Here is a 22871-nt window from a genome sequence, read left to right on the forward strand (position 1 = left end):
AAGGGATTTGTCTTTAAGAAGCGGTCTTGTGGACAAAACCCATGTTCTGCAGGAGGGATTTGTCTTTAAGAAGCGGACTTGAGGACAAAACCCATGTTCTGCAGGAGGGATTTGTCTTTAAGAAGCGGTCTTGAGGATTAAATCCATATTCCTTAATATTTTTTAGGTAAAAAACAATTTTTGTGAAAGTCCGATACAGGATAACGCTTTGTCATTATCATGATTGTGTCAATCCCTTACTTAGCTCTTTCTGGATGGCGGGCTGTGGTTGCTCAGAATTTTTCAGCTTTATTGTTAGAAATAGTCCAATCGCTAAAATAATGGAGGAAAATAGAAAGGCGCTTTTAAAACCGCCCCAATCCTCTATAAGCCAACCAGCGATGGCTGGACCGATTAATTGACCTACAGCAAAATAAAAGGTGACATAACTAAATGCTAACGGCATATCTGCAGGTTTCACATGGTCCATACTTGAGGCTTGGGTTAACGTAAAGAGTCCAGTTGTTGTACTGCTCAAAATCACAATATGCAGTGAAAATCCTAGAAGGGTAGGCATGAAAACTGGTATGAACATTGAAACCATCGTTAGACTCATTGTTAGAATTAATGAAATTCGCCGTCCAACTTTATCTGAAATCAGCCCCCAGATTGGTCCGCTGAAAATCGATAATATCCCGTTTATAGCAATTAATTGACCTGCTAATTTTGAACTTATTCCCGAATCAACCATATAACTCATGATAAATATCATCTGAATAATATAGGTAACCCCTATAATTCCGTAGATCAAGCCGACATGGATAACTTTACGATTTTTATAGATTTCCATTGGAGGTGTTTGTTTGGCACTATATTTTGAAGGTAATACAGATGGCGGATTTTTAATAATTAAATAGGTTACCGTCAAAACACCTAAACTAATGATGGCAAAGATCCCCCAAGCGAATCTCCAACCGATTTCACTGTTAATGGAACCTAAAAAGGGTACAAGCATCCCAGAAAAAAGTATCCCAATTCCTGAGCCGCTTGTGGCGAAGCCAATCACCAGCCCTTTTTTAGTCGGAAACCAGCCGACAAGTAAGGAAATGAACGGTGTGTATGTAAAGGAAGTCCCAACCCCTAATAACAGCATAAATATCATGGTTACCCAATAGGATGGGGTAAAAGTAAGTCCAATAAGACCCATCGTTACAAGAGAGATTCCTAGTAAAACCGTCCTTTTTCCGCCCCATTTGCTAGCGAGAATCCCAGCAAAAATTAGCGTGCTTAAGTAACCGAAAGACGTAACAGTCCCTAGGTATCCCGCTTCCTTATAGCTAATCTGTAATCCGTCTTTCATAAAGGGGAGGATGACCCCGTATGAAAGTCTGGCAAATGACAGGACAACAACAGTGGTTAGCATTCCAATGATTGCGTAAATCCACAATCGATTTTTCTCATTAATTCCCATGCAGGCAACTCCTTTTTTCATCACTATTCTATCTATATGATGGAAAATCCTTGTTTATGGAGAAAATAAAAGCGAATTTTCAAAAAACAACCTTGACAGTTTGCGAATTTCTGAGGATAATCAAAGAAATTAGAAAATCGGAAATGGTATTGGGAATAGTAAGTCTTGGAAAGGTGCTAGAGAGTGAAACCCATTGGCTGGAAGGTTTCTCACCCCAAAGAGATTGAACCTGCCCTTTTAAGCTGCTTATGCAAACATAAGCCGTCACCCTCGTTACGGGTTCAAAGTGGATGCTTTTAGCATCAATGAAGGTGGTACCGCGGAAAACGACTCTTCCGTCCTTTAATATAGGACAGATGGGTCGTTTTTTATTTTATTTTCCAAAAGAAAGGTACGATTGAGATGAAAAAGCAGCTTGTGGTTGTGAAAATTGGAAGCAGTTCCTTAACAGATACGTCAGGGGCAATTTCAGATGAGAAAATGTACGAACATATTGAGGCACTTGCCTATTTAAAGAAACAAGGGCATGATGTCATCCTTATTTCATCAGGGGCAGTGGCCGCAGGTTTCAGTGAGCTCGGATATCCAAGTCGCCCACAGACGGTTGCTGGGAAACAAGCCGCTGCTGCGGTTGGCCAGGGATTGCTAATGCAGCATTATATTTATCAATTTAAAGAGTTTGGTATGGTTCCGGCACAAATTCTGCTGACAAGACAGGATTTTTACAGTCTCGAGCGGTTTCACAATCTCCACAATACCATGACGGAACTGCTTCAGCGCGGAGTGATTCCGATTATTAACGAAAATGATTCAGTTTCGATTGAGGAATTAACCTTCGGTGACAACGACATGCTGTCAGCACTTGTTAGTGGGTTTTTACATGCCAACGCCTTAATTATTTTGACAGATGTGAATGGACTGTATGACGGCAATCCGAAACTTTCGAAGGATGCTAAAAAATATCATTTTATCCCGAGAGTTTCCGAGGATCTTCTTGGGGTAGCTGGAGACAGTGGATCTGCCGTTGGCACGGGAGGAATGAAATCCAAGCTCCTCGCAGCGAAAAAGGCTCTTTCCATGGGAGTCAGCGTATTTGTTGGGACCGGAAGCGGTAAAGAAAAACTTGTTGATATATTAACGGGTAAGGGCGATGGAACATATATTGGCGGCTCGTTCCAGACACAAATGCAAATGAAAAAGCAATGGATTGCCTTTCACTCCCAAGTGGGAGGCGTTGTTGAAATTGATGAAGGAGCAGAGAAAGCCATTGTGTTAAATGGAAAAAGCCTACTTCCAGTAGGTGTTACGGATGTAGTTGGCGAGTTTAACGCCATGGATGTGGTTGCCGTTCATAACCAAAAAGGAAGAATGGTTGGTAAGGGTCAAATATTTTATTCCTCTAAAGATTTACAGCTTGTGAAGGGGTTGCCAAGTGAGGAATCGAAGCTGTTTTCAATCAATCAGCGAGCAGAAGTGATCCATCGTGATAATTGGGTACAAATTGAGGAGGAGTGATACGAATGAGTGAACTAATTGAAAAGGCAATTAAACTAAGTAAAGCGGCAAAAACAATGGCGATGCTTACGTCAGAAGAAAAAAACGAGGCGTTGGCTAAAATGGCCGATCAGCTTCTGAATGAAAAAGAGTTTATTTTAAAAGAAAACGCAAAGGACATTCAAGCCGGTAAGGATAAGGGGATATCCGAGTCGCTATTGGATAGGCTGCTTCTTACAGGTGAAAGGATCGATCAAATAGCCGATGCGATCAGTCAATTAATTAAGCTTGAAGATCCAATCGGTGAAACGGTTGACGCATGGGAACGACCAAATGGACTGCAAATTCAAACGGTTCGTGTTCCCCTTGGTGTCATCGGTATGGTGTATGAAGCCCGTCCGAATGTTACTGTGGATGCGGGAAGTCTTTGCTTGAAGGCAGGGAATGCTGTGTTGTTAAGAGGCAGCACCTCCGCGCTGCATTCAAATAAGGCTCTAGTTCAAGTGATGCAAGCAGCCCTTAGTGAAAGTGAAATTCCTGTAGATGCCGTGCAGTTATTGGAAGATACAAGCAGGGAAACGGCAGCACAAATGTTTAAACTAAATCAATACCTTGACGTCCTAATCCCAAGAGGCGGTGCGGGATTAATTCAAACGGTTATTCAAAATGCGACTGTGCCAGTGCTTGAAACGGGTGTCGGTAACTGTCATGTTTTTGTCGATGAAACGGCAGAGAAGCAAATGGCAATCAATATTGCTATAAATGCAAAAATGCACCGTCCGTCTGTATGTAATGCTGCTGAAACCTTGCTCATTCATGAAGAGTGGCCTTACATTTCAGAATTGCTGCACTCGCTCAATGAAAAGGGAGTTGAATTGCGGGGCGATGAAAAGTTAGCTGCCGCTTATTCCTTTGTCAAACAGGCGATAGAGGAAGATTGGCACACAGAATACTTATCAGCCACATTAGCAGTGAAATTAGTGGGGGATGTAAAAGAAGCCATTCACCATATTGATGAGTATGGGACGAAGCATTCAGAAGCAATTATTAGTGAAAACGATCAAAACGTCCGTTTATTTTTCCAGGCAGTCGATGCAGCGGTGGTTTATCATAACGCATCTACTCGGTTTACGGATGGGGAGCAATTTGGCTACGGGGCTGAAATTGGCATTAGCACCCAAAAGTTACATGCGCGCGGACCAATGGGTCTTAGGGCGATTACGACAACAAAAGCAATTGTTCAAGGTACAGGACAAATTCGAGCATAGGTAAGGTTTTCCTAGGGTTGGCCATAATAATGGTCAGCCCATTTTCTTGTATATCACGACTAGCTTTCTGTTATAATAAATTAATACAAACATACATTCTCTTAGTTAAGTAGGTGATTTTGATGTCTCTTGAAGTACCAATATCGGTTAGAACGCTTGTTGAATATGTATTTAACACTGGAAGTATTGATGCGCGGTTCCGTTCGCAAACCAGCCTTTTGGATGGTACGAGAATTCATCAAAAAATCCAGAAAACGTATCAAGAAAATGACCAAAAAGAGGTCTATCTTCGTGCAGAAATTCCCTATGAAAATCTCATATATAAAATTGACGGCAGATGTGATGGACTTTTGTTTCGTGATGGCAACGTGATGATTGATGAAATTAAGTCCACTTCTCAGCCGTTTGACTATTTAGAACCTGAAGGGTATCCCGTTCACTGGGCGCAAGCGAAAATGTATGCCTATATGTATCTAGTCGACAATGAACTAAAAGAAATGGATGTCCAGCTAACATATGTACAAGTTGAAACAGAAGAGAAAAGATATTTGAAAAAGACTTTCTCACTCTCAGAATTAGAGTTGTTCGTTTTCGATGTAATGAAAGGCTATGCCCCTTATGCAATCGTCCAGGCCGAACACCGAATCAAGCGAAATCAAACGAGCAAAGAATTGGCCTTTCCTTTTCAGCAATATCGTGAGGGCCAACGAAGGTTAGCGGGTGGGGTGTACAAAACGATTACGGAACAAAAAAACCTGTTTGTAAAAGCTCCTACAGGGATAGGCAAGACAATGTCCACACTCTTCCCAGCGGTAAAGGCGGTAGGAGAAGGAGAACTTAATCGAATTTTCTACCTCACTGCGAAAACAATCACCAGAACAACAGCTGAAGAAGCCTTTGATCGGATGAGCAAGTGCGGACTCTCGATGAAATCTCTAACGATTACCGCGAGGGATAAGGTTTGTTTTAAGGATGAGACGATATGTCAGAAGGAGCATTGTGAATTTGCCGATGGCTATTATGATCGAATTAATGGGGCGGTCCTTGATATCTTAACAAATGAACAGGCGATGACTCGAGATGTTATTGAAACATATGCTCGAAAACATACGGTATGTCCATTTGAGTTTTCTATAGACCTTGCTTACGTAGCAGATGCGGTCATTTGTGATTACAATTATATTTTCGACCCGCGTGTGTCCTTGAAACGACTATTTGAAGAGCAGAAAAAGTCTACCGCTTTACTAGTTGATGAAGCCCATAATCTAGTAGATCGAGGGAGAGAGATGTTCTCCGCTTCGTTAAATAAAGAGCTGTTTCTCCAATTAAAAAAAGACTTCAAAGGCGCAAATAAAGAAATTTATGACCGTGCGAGTAAGCTGAATTCATGGTTCATTGCCTTGAAAAAAGCGAAAGAAGAGTCAAATGAGTTTACTTTGGAGAAGCTGGATGATGAATTTATTGAGCTGCTGATTCAATTTAAAGAGGATGCCGAGCCGGTATTGCAATTAGCATCCACACCCAATCTGTTGGAAGCCTACTTTATGGTTAATACCTTTTTGAAAATGGTTGAGCTATTCGATGACCACTACGTAATTTATGGGGAAAAGATGAGAAATGAGCTAACCATCAAACTATTTTGTATCGACCCGTCTAAGCTGCTCAAACAAATGGGGAAGGGGTATCGTTCGAAAATATTTTTTTCTGCAACCCTTGCTCCACTGCCCTATTACCAGGATATTTTGGGCGGGGAAGAGGATGATTACTGCCTTTCCATTCCTTCTCCTTTCTCAGCAGAGCAAACGGATGTCTTTATCAAACCCTTGTCAACTCGTTTTCGAGATAGAGACCGAACGAAAGATGCCATTGTCTCCATGATTCAGGCCATGATAAAAAATCGTCCAGGGAATTTTTTAATCTTTTTTCCATCGTATCAATATTTACTAACGGTTTACGAACCGTTTATTCAAGAAAATCCTGATATCCAAACAATTGTACAAGCAACGGGAATGACCGAGGAAGAAAGAGAGTCATTTTTAGAATCTTTTAAGTCAGGTCAAAAAGAAACCTTATTAGGTTTTGCCGTACTAGGCGGAATTTTTTCCGAAGGGGTCGATTTAATTGGTGATCGATTAAATGGAGTTGTTGTTGTTGGGGTAGGCTTGCCCCAGCTATGCTTTGAACGTAATCTTATCAAAGACCATTTCACCAAGCAAGATAAGAATGGATATGATTATGCTTATGTGTACCCTGGAATGAATAAGGTCTTGCAGGCAGGGGGAAGGCTAATTCGTTCAGAAAACGATCATGGCACCATCGTCCTCATCGATGATCGATTTTTACAACAGCAATATCAGTCGCTTCTTCCTCAGGAATGGCGTCAATATACAGTCCTTTAACATATAAATCGCTATTTTATGAACAGTCGAATGGATAATAAGTTTGATTCTTTACTCTAATTTATATAAAATTAGAGTAAAGAATCTAATTTTATATAAATTTAAGGAGATACATATGCAAAATCCAATTTCGCTTTTTATCATGGATGTTAGTAATTCGTCATTAGAAGATAACGGTGAGGAATTATCGATCTATTTGGATGAGTTAGTTAGTTGGATGACTAGTTGGACGGAGGAGTTCGGGCCCATTAAAGTAAAACATCGTTCAGGAGATGAGATAATTTTTATTGGTGGCGGCTACTCGACTGCTTATATCATTGCTTTTTATATAAGCCAAATATGGAAGTATACAGATCATAAGCCCTATTTTGGCTTATCTTTCGGTGATATTGACAAAAACTTAGCTGAAGTTGATGTTGAAAAATGGATACATCCATTAATTAAGCAAGCAAGATACGCAAATGATTTGTTAAAGCAAGAACAAATTAGGTCTCCATTTAAATTTGAACTGGATCAATTTTATCCAAGTGAAAATAGCAGCCAATTGTCCTATCATCAGTTTAGATTTGAGTTCGAGACCTTAATGAATACAATAATAAAATTGCAACAGAACTTGATAAAAGAACAAACAGATATTCAGAAGGCAGTATGTTCGCTTTATCTAATTTTCCAGCAGCAAAAAGTGGTGGGGAAACTGCTCGGTAAAACACCGCCAACCATCTCAAGCCATTATAAAAAGGGGAAAACGGAAGACATTCTCGATACCTTTAATGAAATGATTACGATGCTAAATTCGCTTCAGGAAAAATCATATTTTGGAAAGGACACTATTCCAAATGAAAACAGTAAAAAGTTAATCGATTCTATAAGGAATCATTTAAAAGAGAAAATGAGAACGGAGCAGTAATATGTAGTGAGAGGAGAGCCAATGCTTATATTATGTCTAATTCTGGCACACCTGATTGCCGACTTCTACTTGCAAACAGATAATATGGTAAAGGCAAAGCTAAAAAACATCAAGAAACACATGGTGCATCATGGTTTGATGAATGCTTTGGTTTTGACGGGTTTTTGGATGCTGTCTTATCAATTTGAATATATCGCAAATCATCTACTCTTACCATTTCTCTTTATCGTATTTACTCATTTCGTCATCGACATCGGAAAAATAAAGCTTCTTGATTCAATAAAAATTAATAACGAAGAGAACTTGAAACGGCTTAGTTTCTTTTTCCTTGATCAGTTACTTCATCTTGGTGCAATTATACTTACAGGTTATTTATTTTTTGACTTTGATTTAAATAGAATCGTTGATTTATTGCATAATCACCAAGAAATCAGCATCGTTCATACCATTCTATTTATCATGATTATCATCATATTAGCGACAACGGTAAGTGGCCATATAATCAGAATCCTTTTGGGAACATTGCCAAATCAGCTTTTAACATTTGAAGGTAAATATTCTTTTAAAAATGAACGCAATGAGGCACAAATGACTAATGTCGTAATGGGGAAAACTGGCCTTACTGAAGAATACCAGTATACTCTGTTTACAAAACACGATCTTTCACGTGGTAAAATAATTGGCTATATTGAGAGATTGCTAGTTTTATTATTGACTTTTTATAGTGCCTATCCCGCGATAGGGTTTATTGTTGCGGCTAAATCGATCGCCAGGTTTAAACAAATGGATGATCGAAATTGGGCGGAGTATTTCCTCTTAGGCACGCTTACTTCTATGTTTATGGGAATTACATTAGGAATTGTTTTACGAGAAGTTTTGACTTAAAAAATAGGTGATCTTCGTATAACAGTAATTAGCTGCCACTAAGTAGGCAGTTATTTTTTTTTTTTGAAAAAGAAACACAAAAGTTTAATTTTTACATATAATTTGAAAAAGTTGCATAAAGGAAAAAAATTGAAAGGAGGGAAAGAGAGATGGACGTTTCAAAAATGATTAAACTCGTAAATGGCGAAAAGGGAAATTTTATTCGAATTACTTCGCTGAATCTGGACGGTGTGATGAGAAGAAGATTATTAGATTTGGGATTTGTCGTTGGTGCCATAGTCGAAGTCATCCGTAAAAGCCCTTTAGGAGACCCAATCGCCTTTCGGGTTAGCCAAACAACCATTGCGCTCAGAAAAGAGGAAAGTTCGAAAATAGAAGGGGAGTTGTTGCTCAATGGGGAATGAATATCGAATTGCTTTAGCAGGGAACCCGAACACGGGTAAAAGCACCCTGTTTAATGCATTAACTGGACTTAGGCAACATACGGGAAATTGGGCTGGAAAAACAGTTTCTTTAGCACAAGGAAACGTACAACATAAGGGAAAAACCTTTCAGTTGTTTGACTTGCCGGGAACCTATTCGCTTTTTTCTAATTCAACCGATGAAGAGGTTGCAAGGAATTATATTGTATTTGACAAACCGGATGTTACCCTTGTTGTGCTTGATGCCACGTCCATGGAGCGAAATTTCAATCTCGCATTGCAAGTATTAGAAATGACGAGGAACGTAGTCATTTGTATCAACTTAATTGACGAAGCGGATAAACAAGGTATTGTCATAAATGAGCGTCTGCTTACTAATAGATTGGGCGTACCTGTAATCAAGATTTCAGCTAGAAACAAAAAGGGGTTTCCGATGCTTCTAGATACCATTGATCGGATCCTAACAGGGGCAATTGAATGCAATCCTGTTCAGACGACCTATCCTGTCGAAATCGAAGAGCAAATAAAAAAAATTGAACCAAAAGTAAGTGAACTTATTGGTAGTCATTTATCTGCTCGTTGGGTATCTTTAAGATTGCTAGATGGTGATGAGACATTATTAGAGGAACTCAGTAAACGATTCGTTCAGGAGGGGGAATAGGAATGGGTATTCAGCAGCTTTATGCAGAGGCACAACAACTATCCACGGCCAAGCTAAGAGATGACATCGTCCAGCAGCTTTATGATCGAAGCAATCGTCTATGCAAGGATGGAATCATCTATTCCAATTCGAAACGAGATACACGGACAGAAAAACTAGATGCCATTTTTACCTCACCTATTTTCGGGTTTCCGATTATGCTTACGATGTTAGGTGTTTTGTTTTATTTAACGATTGCAGGCGCGAATATTCCTTCTTCCATGTTGGCGGAGTTTTTCGGTTCTTTAGAAAAGTATTTAACATCATTTTTTGAACTAATTAGAACTCCAGATTGGTTACACGGAATGCTTGTTCTTGGTTTGTATCGGGGAACGACCTGGGTAATCAGTGTCATGCTACCGCCGATGGCGATTTTCTTTCCGTCTTTTGCACTTTTAGAAAATTATGGATATCTTCCGCGAGTTGCCTTTAATATGGATCGTCTCTTTAAGAGGGTCGGTGCACATGGAAAGCAGTCGTTAACGATGGCAATGGGCTTTGGTTGTAACGCAGCAGCTGTCCTTTCAACAAGAATTATCGAATCGCCAAGAGAGCGAATGCTGGCGATATTGACAAATAATTTTGTGCCATGTAATGGTCGATGGGGGACTTTGATTGTATTAGCCTCGCTATTTATGGCAGCAAACTTCACCGGTGGACTAAAATCGCTTATTACCACAGGGGTCATCGTTGGGATTGTATTATTTGGAATCATCGTTACTTTTTTCGTCTCATGGATACTTTCAAAAACAGCGCTTAAGGGTATCCCTTCCCATTATACTTTAGAATTGCCACCCTATCGAAAACCCAAGATCTTTGATACTGTCATTCGCTCTTCCATAACAAAATCGTGGTCTGTATTGATGCGCGCCGTGAAAGTAGCAGCACCTGCAGCGATCTTAACTTGGATATTTGCGAATGTTTACATTGGGGATACAAGTATATTAATGTATGCAGTTGAGTTTTTAGACCCCTTTGGTCAATTGCTTGGCCTGGATGGTTATATCATGCTCGCGTTTATTTTAGGCTTACCAGCAAATGAAATTGTCTTACCTATTCTATTGATGGGATATTTATCAACTGGATCACTTACCGAAGTAGATAGCCTCGTTGATTTAAAGCAAATTTTCCTAGATCATGGCTGGACATGGCTGACTGCATTAAACATGATGTTATTTTCTCTCCTTCATTATCCTTGCGGTACCACCCTTCTTAATATTTATAAAGAAACAAAAAGTAAGAAATGGACCTTCCTATCCTTCCTTATTCCAACTGTCATCGCGATTCTTGTACCATTGATTATTACCCAAACTGTTCGCTTTTTTGGATGGATGTAATTTAAAAGTGACACCACTTGAGGTTATATAAGTGGTGTTTTTTTGTAGGTTGTCACATTGTATGTAATAATAGCAAGGAAGGAGGAGGAAACAATCATGCGTTTGAATGGTAAAAAAGTGGTTAGTCTTGTCCATCATGATTTTGAAGACCTCGAGCTGTGGTATCCGATTCTCAGATTAAAAGAAGAGGGAGCGGTTGTTCACTTAGCAGGTGAGAAGGCTCAGGAAGAATACATAGGAAAATATGGTGTGCCGGCAAAATCGGATTATTCTTTTGGTGATATTAACGGAGAAGATTATGATGCTATTTTGGTGCCTGGCGGCTGGGCACCGGATAAGATTCGCCGCTTTCCTGAAGTGATTTCACTAGTTCAATATTTCGAAGAAAACAAAAAGCCTATTGGGCAAATTTGCCATGCGGGCTGGGTATTAATTTCTGCGAAGATTTTACAGGGCAAAAAAGTAACAAGCACGCCTGGGATAAAGGATGATATGGAAAATGCCGGTGCGGTTTGGCTGGATGAACCTGTCGTTGTTGACGGACATCTCGTTTCTAGCCGGCGTCCGCCTGACCTACCGGATTATTTGCGTGAGTTTATTAAAGTAATGGAGCAAAAATAAGTAAATTTCAAGGATTATTTCTATCATTTTTAGGGATACTGATTGAATGAATATGCTTATTTTATTAGAGAGGAGAATGTTACATGGCTAAAGTTGAAGTAGGCGAATTATTTACAATCAGTGACGAGACAGATCAGGAACAAGAAGTTGAGGTACTAGCTGCCATCACGATAGAAAGCAAAGATTACGTTGCTGTTGGTTTTGTTGACGATATTAAAGAAGAAACCGAAGACGATATTGATATCTTCTTTTTAACGGTAGATGCAGAAGGTGATTTGCAGGCAATCGAAAGCGACGAGGAATTTGAGAAGGTTTCCGCGGCATTTGATGAATTGATGGATGAGGAAGAGGAATAGAAATAAAAAAGCTGGCGATTTGCCAGCTTTCTTACTTAATTAATTATTCTCGGGTGGAGCCACACCCATTAATACTCCATCAAAAAATGTTGCTGTCCAAATCGTGTCATCCTGATAAATTACTGGAATACCAACCATCATAATGTCCCATGTAATATTATAGACAACCTCGACATTTCCAACTCCATTCCATTTAAAACCTACTTCCATTAAACCTTTTTTAGCATTCTTCAATTCATCTGATTTTAATAAATCTGAAACGATTTTGTTCTTTTCAGCACCGGTGATTTCCTCAGTCTCACAACCGCAACCGCCATCTCCTTCGTGTGCCAATGCTACATTCCCAGGAGCAGCAAACATTAACAAAACAATCAAACTTCCACATAACAATGATAGAATCTTTTTCATGTATCTTCCTCCTTAATATGTATCTATTACTATATTCCACTATTTACCGACAAAATCCTGCAAAATTTTTGAATAATTTACGACAATTTTAGAATTTCATGTTAATCATGGAACAGTATCTATAAAAATGCAATGACACTGGTATTGTAATAAATAAAAAATGCCTTGCAGAATCCTATCTGCAAGGCTTAATTATTCACCTACTTAATAAAACGCTTAAGCTGTTTTAATGCATTTTTTCGGTGTGGATACCGCAGTGGCAGGTCAAAGGAAGTTGTTTGTTTTAGGACACCTTTTTGATGGGAAAAGACATCAAAACTCCCTTTACCATGATAGGCTCCCATTCCACTTTCACCGACTCCACCAAAAGGAAGATAGGGTGAGCTAAGATGGTAAACCGTATCATTAATACAGCCACCGCCAAATGAGATTTTATTTAATATTGTTTGCTGGAAATCCATGCTTTCGGAGAAAATATAAAGCGCTAATGGTTTCGGAAGTTCATTTATTTTGTTAATCATGGCTATTTCATTTTCAAATTCAAAAATAGGAAGGATGGGACCGAAGATTTCCTCCTGCATCACTGGATCTTCCCATGTAACCTCACTAAGAACCGTTGGCTCAATGGTTAATAAATCAGAATGATGTCGACCGCCATGAATAATTTTTCCATCCTCTAAAAATGTAACCAGGCGCTTAAAGTGGCGGTCACTAACGATCCTAGTGAATTTTCCGCTTTTAAATACATCATCACTATATATCTCCGTAATCGCTTCCTTTAGAGAATGGATGAATTTATCCCTCACAGCACGATGTATATAGAGGTAATCAGGTGCCACACATGTTTGTCCAGCGTTAATAAACTTCCCCCAAGCAATCCGCTTTGCCGCTAATTTAAGATTTGCATCCTTATGGACGATACAGGGACTTTTACCGCCTAATTCCAGAGTGACTGGTGTTAAATGTTTAGCTGCAGCTTCCATAATCACTTTTCCTACGGTGACACTTCCAGTAAAAAAGATTGAATCGAATTTTTCCATTAATAGTACCTGTGTGGTTTCTGCATCACCTTGAAGGACTGTAATATACTCAGAAGGGAAGGTATTTTCGATTAGTTCTGCCATAAGCTTAGAGGTTTCAGGTGTTAGCTCAGATGGCTTTAGTACAGCGCAATTCCCTGCAGCGATCGCACCGATGAGAGGAGAAAAAGTTAACTGTATGGGATAATTCCATGGGGAAATGATTAATGCCACACCATAGGGTTCAGGGTAAATAAAGCTTTTAGAACCAACTTGTGCGAGGGCTGATTTTACTTTCTGCGGTCTAGACCATTTCTTAATATTCTTGAGTGAAAAACGAATTTCTTCTAACAGAATTCCAATCTCAGACATATACGCTTCGAATTCACTTTTGTTCAAATCTTTTTTCAATGCAGCCATTATTTCTGCTTCATGGGATTTTATCATGGTGCTTAACTTTGATAGAGATTGCATTCTGAATGCTACATCTTTTGTTTTACCCGTTTGAAAGAAATCGCGTTGCTTTACAAGTAATTCGTTAAAGCTCTTCATTTTTTTCGCACCTCCTAAACTTAGTAAAGATAGTTTATCATATCTTGATTGGGATGACTCGTTTTACAACTCTGACATTGTTATGAAAACTCTTGTATGAAATGGAAAATTCAGAGAATACTATACATACTACATTCAAAAGGAGATTATTATGTCAATTGAAGCAGGTATGAAGTATCAAATAGGACAAAAGGTTAAAACAAATTTTAACTCGTCTGATTCACTAACTATCGTTAATAACAATGGGATAACCGTACAATTTACTCTCGATGACGGAAAAGGCCGTGGCTCCATGCCACTCGAACATCTTAGCTATTTATTAAAACGAGACAATCTTACTAAAATTACAAATAAAAGAGCATTATTAAATAATGATAATAATGAAGAAAAGATAAGTTAATCGTTAGATAAAAAAGTCGTGAGAGAAGGGATGTCCCTTCCATTCACGACTTTTTTTATTCTTCTATTGGTAGATAAACGGTAAAGCATGTTCCCTTTCTAATAGAACTACTGATATTAACCCTCCCATTATGGGTTTCCACGATTGATTTAGTAATAGAGAGGCCGAGTCCAGCACCACCATTCATGCGAGTCCTTGATGAATCGATTCGGTAGAAACGATTAAAAATATGGGGAAGATCCTCCTTATGAATTCCGGAGCCGTTATCTTCTACACTTAACACTACTTGCTTATTGTGGATATAGAGGGAGAGACGAATTTCACCTGTTGCAGGGTCAGTGTGTTGAACCGCATTGTGAAATAAGTTTAAGATAACTTGTTTGATTTTATCAGAATCAAAATTCCCATAAATTTCTCCACCCACATTATAAGATGCGGTTCGTTTCCCAGCAAGGACGTTCAATTGTGGTATCATCTCTCGAACCAGCTCCGTTAAATGGACTTTAGACAATTGCAACTCAGGTGCCCTATCTAACTTTGCCAATAATAACAGGTCTTCAACTAGTTTAATAATACGTTTAGACTCACCATGCATGCTGTTTAATGCAGAATAAAGCTGTTCTGGCCGTTCGGCAGCCCCACGTAAAAGAACTTCTAAAAATCCATGGATGGATGTCAATGGTGTCCGCAATTCATGGGAAGCATCAGCAATAAATCGCCGCATTTGTTCCTTTGTTTCTTGCTCATATCTGAAGGAGTTCTCTAGTCGTTCAAGCATTTCGTTAAAAGAATCGGATAAACGATCAATTTCCTCCTGCCCTTGTTGAATAGGAATACGTTCTGATAAGCTTCCTGCATTGGTATTCTCTACAGCATCAACAATGTTAGACAGTGGAATAAGCGTTTTTCGAAGAACGGAAAAAGACACACCAAAACCGGAAGCTAAAGCAAGTGCAGAGAGGATGATAAAAGTAAGGAGCTGCTGCCATAAAATATCCTGCAACTGTTTTAAATCTGTTCCCACTTGGAGAAAGCCTTCGGGTTCAATGTCTGATCCTCCTAACAATCCCCCGTTTCTTAATGATCTGAACACCATTAATTGTTGCGTACCTTCCAAATCCGTTCCCACTCTATAGTCACTCTCATTATGGATAGATAAGTCTTCAACCAAACTAGAATAGTCTTTTTCGCTCAATTTAGGAGCAGGAAGCCCATGGCCTGCTAATAGGTCCATTGAATCACCATTTGGTCCAATAATAGCAAGAGATATATTCTCTAAAAATAAAAATTTTGAGATCGGTTGTGAATTACCATCTTCTGCAGGATTTCCTCCATCTTGTACAGGAGGAAGGAATTCTGACCTCATCATCAGACCTCTTGGCAGAGACATCATTTTTGATTTCAACATTTCTGCCTCATTTTGATATAAAAAGTTTTTCATAACAATATATTGAAGCCCACCAATTACGAGTAAAATGATTGCCAAAATGAATAACATCCGCGCCAAAAGCTGATAACGAAGTGAACTTGGAAATATCAGTTTATGAATAACTTCTAACTGACGCTTAATCATGATAAGTCCAACCTATAACCAGAACCTCTTATCGTTCGGATCACCTGATGTTGTTTATCATTCAGTTTGTCACGCAAAGAACGGACATAAACTTCAACGATATTTTCTTCTCCTTGAAAATCGTAGCCCCAGACTTTATCGAGAATCATTCCTTTACTAACAACGATGCCATTATTTATCACCATGAATTTTAATAGTTCATATTCAGTCGGTGATAACGGCAAAACATTGCTATAATAAACCATTTCCTTTCGCCGGTCATTAATCTTAAAAGGGCCATTAATAACCTCGCCGAATAGATTTGGAAATTGATTGCGCAGGCGGGCATGAATTCGTGCAAGTAATTCATCGAAGCTGAACGGCTTGACGACATAATCATCAGCTCCCAACGTTAAACCCTTCACACGGTCATCAACTTCATCCTTAGCAGTGAGCATAATTATCGATAGTTGTTCTCCATTCTTTTTGAGCATACGGCAGACTTCAAAACCATCCATTCCTGGCATCATTACATCTAATATAACGACATGTGGTTGAAATTCCTGAGCCACTGTGACAGCTCTCATTCCATCTGCTGCTGTTTTCACTTTATATCCCTCATTCGCCAAACCTAACTCTAAAAATTGTAGAATATTCGGTTCATCATCCACTAGTAATATTTTTATTCCTTGAATTGAATTCAAATATTTTACCTCCATTACACTTGAAAACGATTTCTAGTATCTTTCATTTTCTGCAACCCATCTTATTATAATATGCAAATATTTGGGGGTGTCCATTTTTCAGGAAACTTTCAGCTTATATTCAAGAACAGTTCAGCTTTAGGATGCACAATATTGACATGGACTAAATAACCATTCAAAAAAATGAAAAAGGAGAATGACGAATGAATTTTTTAAAACGTGCAGTACTTAGTGTAATAGCTCGAAAAGGAAAGAGCTTGCTTCAAATAGTTGTCTTTTCTGTAATATGTGTATTGGTGTTGGCGGGGCTATCCATTCAATCAGCTGCTAAGAAATCGGCTGATTTAGCAAGGGAAAAGCTTGGGGCTGATGTTACTCTCCAGGTGGATATGGACAAGCTGCGCGAACAAATGCAGCAGCAAATGACACAACAATCAGGGGGACAACGGGTTCGTTTTCAACAAACACCAATCCCCTTGGAGGCAGCAGTAGAATTGACAACCTACGAACAAATTAAAGGCTATAATCTATTTTCATCAACAATAGGATTAGCATCAGATTTTGAGCCAATTGAGAATGAGACAACAAGTACAGAAGAAACTACTGACACGGAGGAAAACGAGCGCCCTGGTGGAGAGATGCCACGTGGTGGAATGATGGTACAAGGGGATATAAGTATCCAAGGAGTGGCGTTTACTGATTCCGTTCAAGAGTTTTTAGATTCAAATTCAACAATTGTCGAAGGTAAACATATTACCAATGAAGATTTTGGAAAAAATGTTGTGGTCATTGAAAAGACCTTAGCAGAGGAGAATGAATTGAATGTCGGTGAGTCGATTACCGTGACAAATCCAAGAGATGAAACATTATCAGCAAAGCTTGAAATTGTCGGCATCTACAAAACAACTTCAAGCGGTTCTGACCAGGCAATGAACTTTACTGCTATGATCCCTTACAACAAGATATATGTACCCTATACCGCTGCCACTGCATTAAAAGGTTCTGATTATGAAGATACGATTGATAGTGCGATCTATTATATTGATGACCCAGCGGATATGAAAAGCTTTGTTGCCAAAGCAAAAGAAGAAAGCAGCATTGATTTTGAAACTTTTAAATTAGATGCAGATGATCAATTATATCAGCAAATGGTAGGTCCAATTGAAAATGTATCATCATTTTCTAATAACATTGTGTTATTAGTTTCGATTGCAGGCGCTATTATTCTTGGCTTAATTGTTATGATGTCGATTCGGGAAAGAAAATATGAAATGGGTGTTCTGCTAGCATTAGGTGAAAAGAGATGGAAGCTAGTCGGACAGTTTACTTTTGAAATCCTCATGGTTGCCGTTGTATCGTTCGGAATTGCGACTGCTAGCGGGAATCTAATCGCTGATCAAATGGGAGATAAATTATTAAATCAAGAGCTACAGTCAGCCGAAGAGACTGTTGTTCCTGCATCATTCGGTGGTCGTGGAATGTCCTTTGGTGGCGGAGGCCCAGGTGGTCCAGGAGGAATTGGCGCGCTCAGCCAACAAACCCAACAAATAGAGACAATTGATGAACTAAATGTTCAAGTAACGGCAAATGATTTAGGAATGCTATCGATAATTGGCGCACTAATCACCATTATTTCAGCGTTGATTCCATCCATATCTGTACTACGATTGCAACCGAAAACGATACTATCAAAACAAGATTAAGAAGGAGTGAGAGCGATGAGCCCACTATTAGAATTTCAAAATATTAGCTATTGGTATAAACACGAAAATAAAAAACAAGATATCTTAAAAGCTGTAAATGTAAGTTTTGAGAAAAATCATTTGTACACTATTATCGGTCCTTCTGGTTCAGGAAAAACCACTTTTCTAGCCCTTGCTAGTGCCTTAGATGTTCCAAAAGAGGGGACTATCGTCTATGACGGTAAGGATATTAAGAAAATAGGGTTAACAAATTTCCGAAATAAGTATGTATCGATCGTTTTTCAATCATACAATCTCCTACCATATATGACAGCTCTTCAGAATGTGACTACTGCCATGGAAATCACAGGGTCAAGTCATAAAGATAAGAAAAAAATTGCTATCGAAATGCTTGATAAGGTTGGAATCTCTGAAAAGCAAGCAAGGCAAAAAGTGCTCACTTTGAGCGGTGGTCAGCAGCAGCGTGTTTCCATTGCACGCGCACTATGTTGTGATGCTGAATTAATCGTTGCAGATGAACCAACAGGGAATTTGGATGAGGATACGGCAAAAGAAATTATTCGTCTATTTCAAGATTTAGCAGATAAAGAAGGAAAATGCGTAATCGTTGTTACTCATGATCACAATATTGCTGAAGCGTCTGATATCACGGTCAAGCTTTCGAAAGGGAGCTTAACAGTGGTTAACAATAACGATTCTACCATTTTAGTATAAAAATTCAGCCCTCCTCGGTTAACTTGGAGGGCAGATCTTATTATTACTTTTTAACTACCATTTTTAACAAGTAATCAGCAAATGCCTCTGAAATTTCTTCCGCAGATTGTGGACCACCTTGTTTATACCATTCTTGGATCCAGTTTAGTGCACCTAAAATAATCATTCGCACCATTCTAATGTCAACGCTTTCAAACACTTGCAATTGAATTCCCTCATTTATTATTCTATCAAAATAGTGAGAGTACGTTTTTCTTAGCTCAAGAACTTCCTGTAGTTGAACATCAGTAAAATTTTGATTTGGTTTATCCATTACCATGAACATCGATTTTTCACTGGTGGCGAGCATGATATGGCCCTTTATCGCGCCACGAAGCTTTTCAATAGGATTCAAATCACTTTTGTAAACCTCTTCGATCCGTTCAAGACTAATTTCCATAATCATTTGATGGCAGTGGTACAAAAGATCATCTTTATTTTTAAAATAATAATACATAGACCCTTTAGTCATAAGTAGCTTGGCAGCTATTTCTTCCATAGTCGTGCCATGATAACCTTTTTCTGCAAGTACCTCTGCAGCTGACCGTAGAATTTCCTCTTTCTTTTTTGCAATTTTTTGCGCCCTAAAAGATGACATCTCTTGCTTCCTCCTAACTTTTCATAATTTCCGTATATATAATTATTTAATAATTAAACAGTTGGTTATTTTTCTACTATTTGTTTAAATATATGACAAACATTCTGAAAAATCAACCTCCATTTTTAGGAGATATTATCCTAAGGATATTTTTCTAGTGAAAAAAATAAATAATAATCATTGATTTTTCTAAATATTTAAAATAAAATAAAAAAATAAACACTAAGTCAAAAAATAAATATCTATTCAGGATGGAGGGGAGTTAGAACATGCTGGAATATCATAGAGCAAAACAATTATTGGTAGATGAAATGTTAATTCGTTCAGCACGAAAATTTCCTAACAAGATTGCGATAATTGATAATGAAGTACGAATGACTTATCAATTATTGCAAAGTAGAGTAAGTAATTTAGCAGGGTGGTTCCAATCACAAGGTATTAAAAAGGGAGAAAAAGTAGCCCTATTACTTTATAACTCTATAGAATATACAGAATGCCTTTTCGCGTTAGCCAAAATCGGTGCGGTAGCAGTCCCAGTCAATTTTAGATTACAAAAATTAGAATTTGAATACATCCTCGATAATTCAGATGCAAAAATGCTTGTAGCACATCACGATTTTACTAGTGTCATTGAACAGATAAGACCCAATCTACCATTATTAGAAGAGGTAATAATAGTTGATGATAGAGTAGAGAAAGCACACTCCCATTATGACTATTATGCTATTTTTGATAACGCTTTCATACCTCGGTTAGAAGAATTAAAGGATGATGACGATTTCATTATTGTCTACACCTCAGGTACAACAGGCAAACCAAAAGGGGCTGTCCTAACACATAAAAATGTATTTATGAACGCAGTCAATATGGATCTTGAATGTGGTCTCACCAAGGATGAAGTGCAAATCATTACAACCCCTTTGTTTCATATCGGTGGCATCTCGGCCTTAACAATGCTCATGCTCGTTGGAGGTACATCCATTCTTCACAAGAAATTTGACCCAGAACATATATTGCAAACCTTTGATAAAGAAAAAGTTACCTATGCATTTATGGTACCTTCCATGTGGAATATTCTACTCGAGGTTCCAAGCTTTAAAGAATACAACGTAAAAAGCTTACGAATCATTTGCACAGCCGCAGCGTCAACACCACTCGAACTAAAGAAAAAGTTGATGAAAAGTTTTCCAAATGTTGGTGTTTTCGATACCTTTGGTCATACGGAGCTTTCCGCGAGCACAGCAACATTAAAAGCAAGTGACTCTCTATTGAAAACAGGCTCAGTAGGACTTCCTTATTCCAATGTCGAGGTTAGAGTGGTTGATGAAAATATGGTAGACGTTCAGCCAGGTGAGGTGGGCGAAATTATCTATCGTGGACCAACGACGATGAAAGAATATTATAACAACCCTGAGGCGACGAAAGAAACACTTAGGGGTGGTTGGCTTCACAGTGGAGACCTAGTAATGGTTGACCATGACGGGTATTTAACCGTTGTTGACCGGAAAAAGGACATGATTATTAGTGGTGGAGAAAACATCTACCCGAAGGAAATTGAAGAAGTATTATATACACATCCTGATATCCTCGAAGCAGCAGTTGTTGGTGTACCTGATGAAAAATGGGGAGAAACAGTTAAGGCTTTCGTTGTAACACGAAATGGAAAAACCTTAACAGAGCAAGAGGTGGTGGAGTATTGTACGGAGCGAATTGCCCGTTATAAAAAACCTCATTATGTTGAATTTATTAATGAGTTGCCAAGAAACGGTTCCGGAAAAATATTAAAAACGGCACTTAGAGATAACAATTTAAAAGTATAAGGAAGTGGAGGTTCACGAATTTGACCCATTCCCTACAAACAATTAAAGAAAACCTGCGAGGTTACTTACAAAATAATTTGTTCGCAGGAGCCGAAGTAACGATTAATGAATTCTTTCAAGCCTCAGGAGGCTGGACAGATGAAACGTATGTTCTTTCAGCTGAAACCAATGAGCAAACATTGGGTCTCGTTATTCGAAAGTTGAAAAAAGGAAGCCTTTTGTCAGGCGAAAGAAACTTATCTCAACAATACAGACTTCTCGAATTATTAAGCAACTCCACCTCATTACCTGTACCAAAAGTGTATCTACTTGAGGAGGATCCAAGCATTATCGGCGGTGAATTTATGATTATGGAAAGGCTGAAAGGGCAAAGTTATGTTCCATGGTCAAAGGAAGGAAAGGCGTTTTTATTTAGTGCAGCGACAGACACAGGTATACCAAAGCAATTTACCGATTACTTAATTTCCTTACATAATCTTAATTATAAACAAGTCGGTATAGATACTATTTTCGAAGATCCAGGAGTCGAATATGGCTTCATAGATAAAAAAATAGCTGAATTTGAGAATTTATATTTAAAATATAAGATCATCTATGATCCAGTCATGACTGACGCATTAGAGTGGTTAAAGCAGCAGCGACCTGCCGCACAAAGACTATCTATTATCCATGGCGATTATCGAACGGGGAACATGCTCTATGGTGAGAACCAAATAAGTGGAATATTAGATTGGGAAGCTGCTGAAATTGGAGACCCTATAATGGATGTTGCCTATATTTGTGCAAAAGCAAATCGGATGGACTCCCCGCTCCTATGTTATTTGTTAGATAAAGAGTGGTTTATCGAATACTATGCGGAAAAAACAGGCCTAATTGTAAATAAAAAGGATCTGCACTATTTTGAGGTGCTACATCAAGTAAGATTCCTGATATTGTCTCTCTCAGCTGCGCATGCCTTTGAAAAAGAAAAATCGACGGATTTAAGGATGGGAAGACAAGGGTTTAGATGGACGATGATGCGAAATATATTAGCTGAAACGCTCGGCTATTGATTGAGGTGAAGACATGCTCGATAAATCGAATACCTTACAGGCGATTAGCCTTGTTCTTAAGAGAGATATTCTCCCTAACCTAACAAATGATGTGGCAAAGGAACAGACAATAGCTATTCTGTCTTTATTAAAAAATATCGATGCGACAACTGTTCCAAATGATGAACCCTTCAAAGCTGTCAATTCCTTACTTCTTGCTGAGTTAGAAGTCAGTCTTGAAGAAATGAAACAACTAACCTCTTTGACTCTTAATGATCAGCTAACAAAATTTGAAAAGGGACTTAAAAAATTAGCAAAACAAAAAGAGAAAGAAAGAGAAAAATGGGAATCGTTGAATAGCTTGTTTTCTGAAATGATTAAATTTGCTTATCAAAATAGCGAGCTTCACCCGTTCATTGATGAATTTAGAAAGACGATGAGAAAACAGCTTGAAATAGAGATGAAAACGGTCCATTAATAACGGAGGTAAAA

At 38.5% G+C, this 22871-nt stretch carries 22 protein-coding genes; 16 read left to right on the forward strand and 6 right to left on the reverse strand.

The window, feature by feature from the left end; genetic code table 11:
- Nucleotides 1–217: 217 nt before the first annotated feature.
- Nucleotides 218–1450: an MFS transporter gene (locus tag NSS81_RS25305; RefSeq protein ID WP_342431365.1), complete on the reverse strand. Its 1233-nt coding sequence runs from the start codon at nucleotides 1448–1450 to the stop codon at nucleotides 218–220.
- Between the two features lie 402 nt (nucleotides 1451–1852).
- Here NSS81_RS25305 and proB point away from each other — a divergent pair, with 402 nt between their 5' ends.
- From proB to NSS81_RS25355, 10 genes are all read left to right on the forward strand, one after another.
- Nucleotides 1853–2965 carry a glutamate 5-kinase gene (gene proB, locus NSS81_RS25310; RefSeq protein WP_342431366.1) on the forward strand — a complete coding sequence of 371 codons (1113 nt, stop codon included), beginning with the start codon at nucleotides 1853–1855 and terminating at the stop codon, nucleotides 2963–2965.
- Nucleotides 2966–2970: 5 nt separating this feature from the next.
- Nucleotides 2971–4212: a glutamate-5-semialdehyde dehydrogenase gene (locus NSS81_RS25315; RefSeq protein ID WP_342431367.1), complete on the forward strand. Its 1242-nt coding sequence runs from the start codon at nucleotides 2971–2973 to the stop codon at nucleotides 4210–4212.
- Between the two features lie 122 nt (nucleotides 4213–4334).
- Nucleotides 4335–6611, forward strand: coding sequence for an ATP-dependent DNA helicase (locus tag NSS81_RS25320; protein WP_342431368.1), 2277 nt, complete (start codon nucleotides 4335–4337; stop codon nucleotides 6609–6611).
- Between the two features lie 115 nt (nucleotides 6612–6726).
- Nucleotides 6727–7518, forward strand: coding sequence for a hypothetical protein (locus tag NSS81_RS25325; RefSeq protein WP_342431369.1), 792 nt, complete (start codon nucleotides 6727–6729; stop codon nucleotides 7516–7518).
- Between the two features lie 21 nt (nucleotides 7519–7539).
- A complete protein-coding gene (locus tag NSS81_RS25330) occupies nucleotides 7540–8403 on the forward strand; it encodes a DUF3307 domain-containing protein (protein ID WP_342431370.1) in 864 nt (287 codons plus the stop codon).
- Nucleotides 8404–8552: 149 nt separating this feature from the next.
- The gene (locus tag NSS81_RS25335) at nucleotides 8553–8807 is read left to right on the forward strand and encodes a FeoA family protein (RefSeq protein ID WP_342431371.1); all 255 of its coding nucleotides are present in this window, start codon (nucleotides 8553–8555) and stop codon (nucleotides 8805–8807) included.
- Entirely contained in the window at nucleotides 8797–9486 is a 690-nt protein-coding gene (locus tag NSS81_RS25340) for a FeoB small GTPase domain-containing protein (protein ID WP_342431372.1), read from the forward strand. The genes NSS81_RS25335 and NSS81_RS25340 overlap by 11 nt, the downstream gene beginning before the upstream one ends.
- 2 nt (nucleotides 9487–9488) lie before the next feature.
- Nucleotides 9489–10862, forward strand: a complete 1374-nt coding sequence (locus NSS81_RS25345) for a nucleoside recognition domain-containing protein (protein WP_342431373.1) — start codon at nucleotides 9489–9491, stop codon at nucleotides 10860–10862.
- Between the two features lie 96 nt (nucleotides 10863–10958).
- Nucleotides 10959–11483 carry a type 1 glutamine amidotransferase domain-containing protein gene (locus tag NSS81_RS25350; protein ID WP_342431374.1) on the forward strand — a complete coding sequence of 175 codons (525 nt, stop codon included), beginning with the start codon at nucleotides 10959–10961 and terminating at the stop codon, nucleotides 11481–11483.
- 83 nt (nucleotides 11484–11566) lie between these two features.
- Nucleotides 11567–11839: a DUF1292 domain-containing protein gene (locus tag NSS81_RS25355; RefSeq protein ID WP_342431375.1), complete on the forward strand. Its 273-nt coding sequence runs from the start codon at nucleotides 11567–11569 to the stop codon at nucleotides 11837–11839.
- A 39-nt stretch (nucleotides 11840–11878) separates the two neighbouring features.
- Here the strand turns inward: NSS81_RS25355 and NSS81_RS25360 are convergent, their stop codons facing one another.
- Nucleotides 11879–12247: a hypothetical protein gene (locus NSS81_RS25360; protein ID WP_342431376.1), complete on the reverse strand. Its 369-nt coding sequence runs from the start codon at nucleotides 12245–12247 to the stop codon at nucleotides 11879–11881.
- A gap of 200 nt (nucleotides 12248–12447) precedes the next feature.
- Nucleotides 12448–13818, reverse strand: a complete 1371-nt coding sequence (locus NSS81_RS25365; protein ID WP_342431377.1) for an aldehyde dehydrogenase — start codon at nucleotides 13816–13818, stop codon at nucleotides 12448–12450.
- Nucleotides 13819–13969: 151 nt separating this feature from the next.
- Between NSS81_RS25365 and NSS81_RS25370 the strand changes: the two genes are divergently transcribed.
- On the forward strand, nucleotides 13970–14218 hold the full coding sequence (locus tag NSS81_RS25370; protein ID WP_342431378.1) for a hypothetical protein: 249 nt from the start codon (nucleotides 13970–13972) through the stop codon (nucleotides 14216–14218).
- Nucleotides 14219–14273: 55 nt separating this feature from the next.
- Here the strand turns inward: NSS81_RS25370 and NSS81_RS25375 are convergent, their stop codons facing one another.
- On the reverse strand, nucleotides 14274–15791 hold the full coding sequence (locus NSS81_RS25375) for an ATP-binding protein (RefSeq protein ID WP_342431379.1): 1518 nt from the start codon (nucleotides 15789–15791) through the stop codon (nucleotides 14274–14276).
- Nucleotides 15788–16474, reverse strand: a complete 687-nt coding sequence (locus NSS81_RS25380) for a response regulator transcription factor (RefSeq protein ID WP_342431380.1) — start codon at nucleotides 16472–16474, stop codon at nucleotides 15788–15790. The genes NSS81_RS25375 and NSS81_RS25380 overlap by 4 nt, the downstream gene beginning before the upstream one ends.
- Before the next feature lie 203 nt (nucleotides 16475–16677).
- On the opposite strand from NSS81_RS25380, the gene NSS81_RS25385 reads away from it, so the two are divergent.
- Together NSS81_RS25385 and NSS81_RS25390 are read left to right on the forward strand one after the other, a co-directional pair.
- On the forward strand, nucleotides 16678–18177 hold the full coding sequence (locus NSS81_RS25385) for an ABC transporter permease (protein WP_342431381.1): 1500 nt from the start codon (nucleotides 16678–16680) through the stop codon (nucleotides 18175–18177).
- Between the two features lie 15 nt (nucleotides 18178–18192).
- A complete protein-coding gene (locus NSS81_RS25390; protein WP_342431382.1) occupies nucleotides 18193–18891 on the forward strand; it encodes an ABC transporter ATP-binding protein in 699 nt (232 codons plus the stop codon).
- Between the two features lie 43 nt (nucleotides 18892–18934).
- On the opposite strand, the gene NSS81_RS25395 is transcribed toward NSS81_RS25390, so the two are convergent.
- Nucleotides 18935–19528 (reverse strand): TetR/AcrR family transcriptional regulator, encoded by a 594-nt coding sequence (locus NSS81_RS25395; RefSeq protein ID WP_342431383.1) that lies wholly within the window; start codon nucleotides 19526–19528, stop codon nucleotides 18935–18937.
- Between the two features lie 269 nt (nucleotides 19529–19797).
- Here NSS81_RS25395 and NSS81_RS25400 point away from each other — a divergent pair, with 269 nt between their 5' ends.
- From NSS81_RS25400 to NSS81_RS25410, 3 genes are read left to right on the forward strand one after another with little or no spacing between them, the layout of a single operon-like run.
- Nucleotides 19798–21348, forward strand: a complete 1551-nt coding sequence (locus tag NSS81_RS25400; protein ID WP_342431384.1) for a long-chain fatty acid--CoA ligase — start codon at nucleotides 19798–19800, stop codon at nucleotides 21346–21348.
- 20 nt (nucleotides 21349–21368) lie between these two features.
- Nucleotides 21369–22400: a phosphotransferase family protein gene (locus NSS81_RS25405; protein WP_342431385.1), complete on the forward strand. Its 1032-nt coding sequence runs from the start codon at nucleotides 21369–21371 to the stop codon at nucleotides 22398–22400.
- Between the two features lie 13 nt (nucleotides 22401–22413).
- A complete protein-coding gene (locus NSS81_RS25410) occupies nucleotides 22414–22857 on the forward strand; it encodes a hypothetical protein (protein WP_342431386.1) in 444 nt (147 codons plus the stop codon).
- Nucleotides 22858–22871: the final 14 nt, after the last annotated feature.

The organism is Neobacillus sp. FSL H8-0543 (assembly GCF_038592905.1).
Classification (GTDB): domain Bacteria; phylum Bacillota; class Bacilli; order Bacillales; family Cytobacillaceae; genus Neobacillus.

Coding starts and splice junctions, on each gene's coding strand:
- NSS81_RS25305 (WP_342431365.1), bottom strand. CDS start 1,450: ATGGGAATTAATGAGAAAAATCGATTGTGGATTTACGCAATCATTGGA.
- proB (WP_342431366.1), top strand. CDS start 1,853: ATGAAAAAGCAGCTTGTGGTTGTGAAAATTGGAAGCAGTTCCTTAACA.
- NSS81_RS25315 (WP_342431367.1), top strand. CDS start 2,971: ATGAGTGAACTAATTGAAAAGGCAATTAAACTAAGTAAAGCGGCAAAA.
- NSS81_RS25320 (WP_342431368.1), top strand. CDS start 4,335: ATGTCTCTTGAAGTACCAATATCGGTTAGAACGCTTGTTGAATATGTA.
- NSS81_RS25325 (WP_342431369.1), top strand. CDS start 6,727: ATGCAAAATCCAATTTCGCTTTTTATCATGGATGTTAGTAATTCGTCA.
- NSS81_RS25330 (WP_342431370.1), top strand. CDS start 7,540: ATGCTTATATTATGTCTAATTCTGGCACACCTGATTGCCGACTTCTAC.
- NSS81_RS25335 (WP_342431371.1), top strand. CDS start 8,553: ATGGACGTTTCAAAAATGATTAAACTCGTAAATGGCGAAAAGGGAAAT.
- NSS81_RS25340 (WP_342431372.1), top strand. CDS start 8,797: ATGGGGAATGAATATCGAATTGCTTTAGCAGGGAACCCGAACACGGGT.
- NSS81_RS25345 (WP_342431373.1), top strand. CDS start 9,489: ATGGGTATTCAGCAGCTTTATGCAGAGGCACAACAACTATCCACGGCC.
- NSS81_RS25350 (WP_342431374.1), top strand. CDS start 10,959: ATGCGTTTGAATGGTAAAAAAGTGGTTAGTCTTGTCCATCATGATTTT.
- NSS81_RS25355 (WP_342431375.1), top strand. CDS start 11,567: ATGGCTAAAGTTGAAGTAGGCGAATTATTTACAATCAGTGACGAGACA.
- NSS81_RS25360 (WP_342431376.1), bottom strand. CDS start 12,247: ATGAAAAAGATTCTATCATTGTTATGTGGAAGTTTGATTGTTTTGTTA.
- NSS81_RS25365 (WP_342431377.1), bottom strand. CDS start 13,818: ATGAAGAGCTTTAACGAATTACTTGTAAAGCAACGCGATTTCTTTCAA.
- NSS81_RS25370 (WP_342431378.1), top strand. CDS start 13,970: ATGTCAATTGAAGCAGGTATGAAGTATCAAATAGGACAAAAGGTTAAA.
- NSS81_RS25375 (WP_342431379.1), bottom strand. CDS start 15,791: ATGATTAAGCGTCAGTTAGAAGTTATTCATAAACTGATATTTCCAAGT.
- NSS81_RS25385 (WP_342431381.1), top strand. CDS start 16,678: ATGAATTTTTTAAAACGTGCAGTACTTAGTGTAATAGCTCGAAAAGGA.
- NSS81_RS25390 (WP_342431382.1), top strand. CDS start 18,193: ATGAGCCCACTATTAGAATTTCAAAATATTAGCTATTGGTATAAACAC.
- NSS81_RS25395 (WP_342431383.1), bottom strand. CDS start 19,528: ATGTCATCTTTTAGGGCGCAAAAAATTGCAAAAAAGAAAGAGGAAATT.
- NSS81_RS25400 (WP_342431384.1), top strand. CDS start 19,798: ATGCTGGAATATCATAGAGCAAAACAATTATTGGTAGATGAAATGTTA.
- NSS81_RS25410 (WP_342431386.1), top strand. CDS start 22,414: ATGCTCGATAAATCGAATACCTTACAGGCGATTAGCCTTGTTCTTAAG.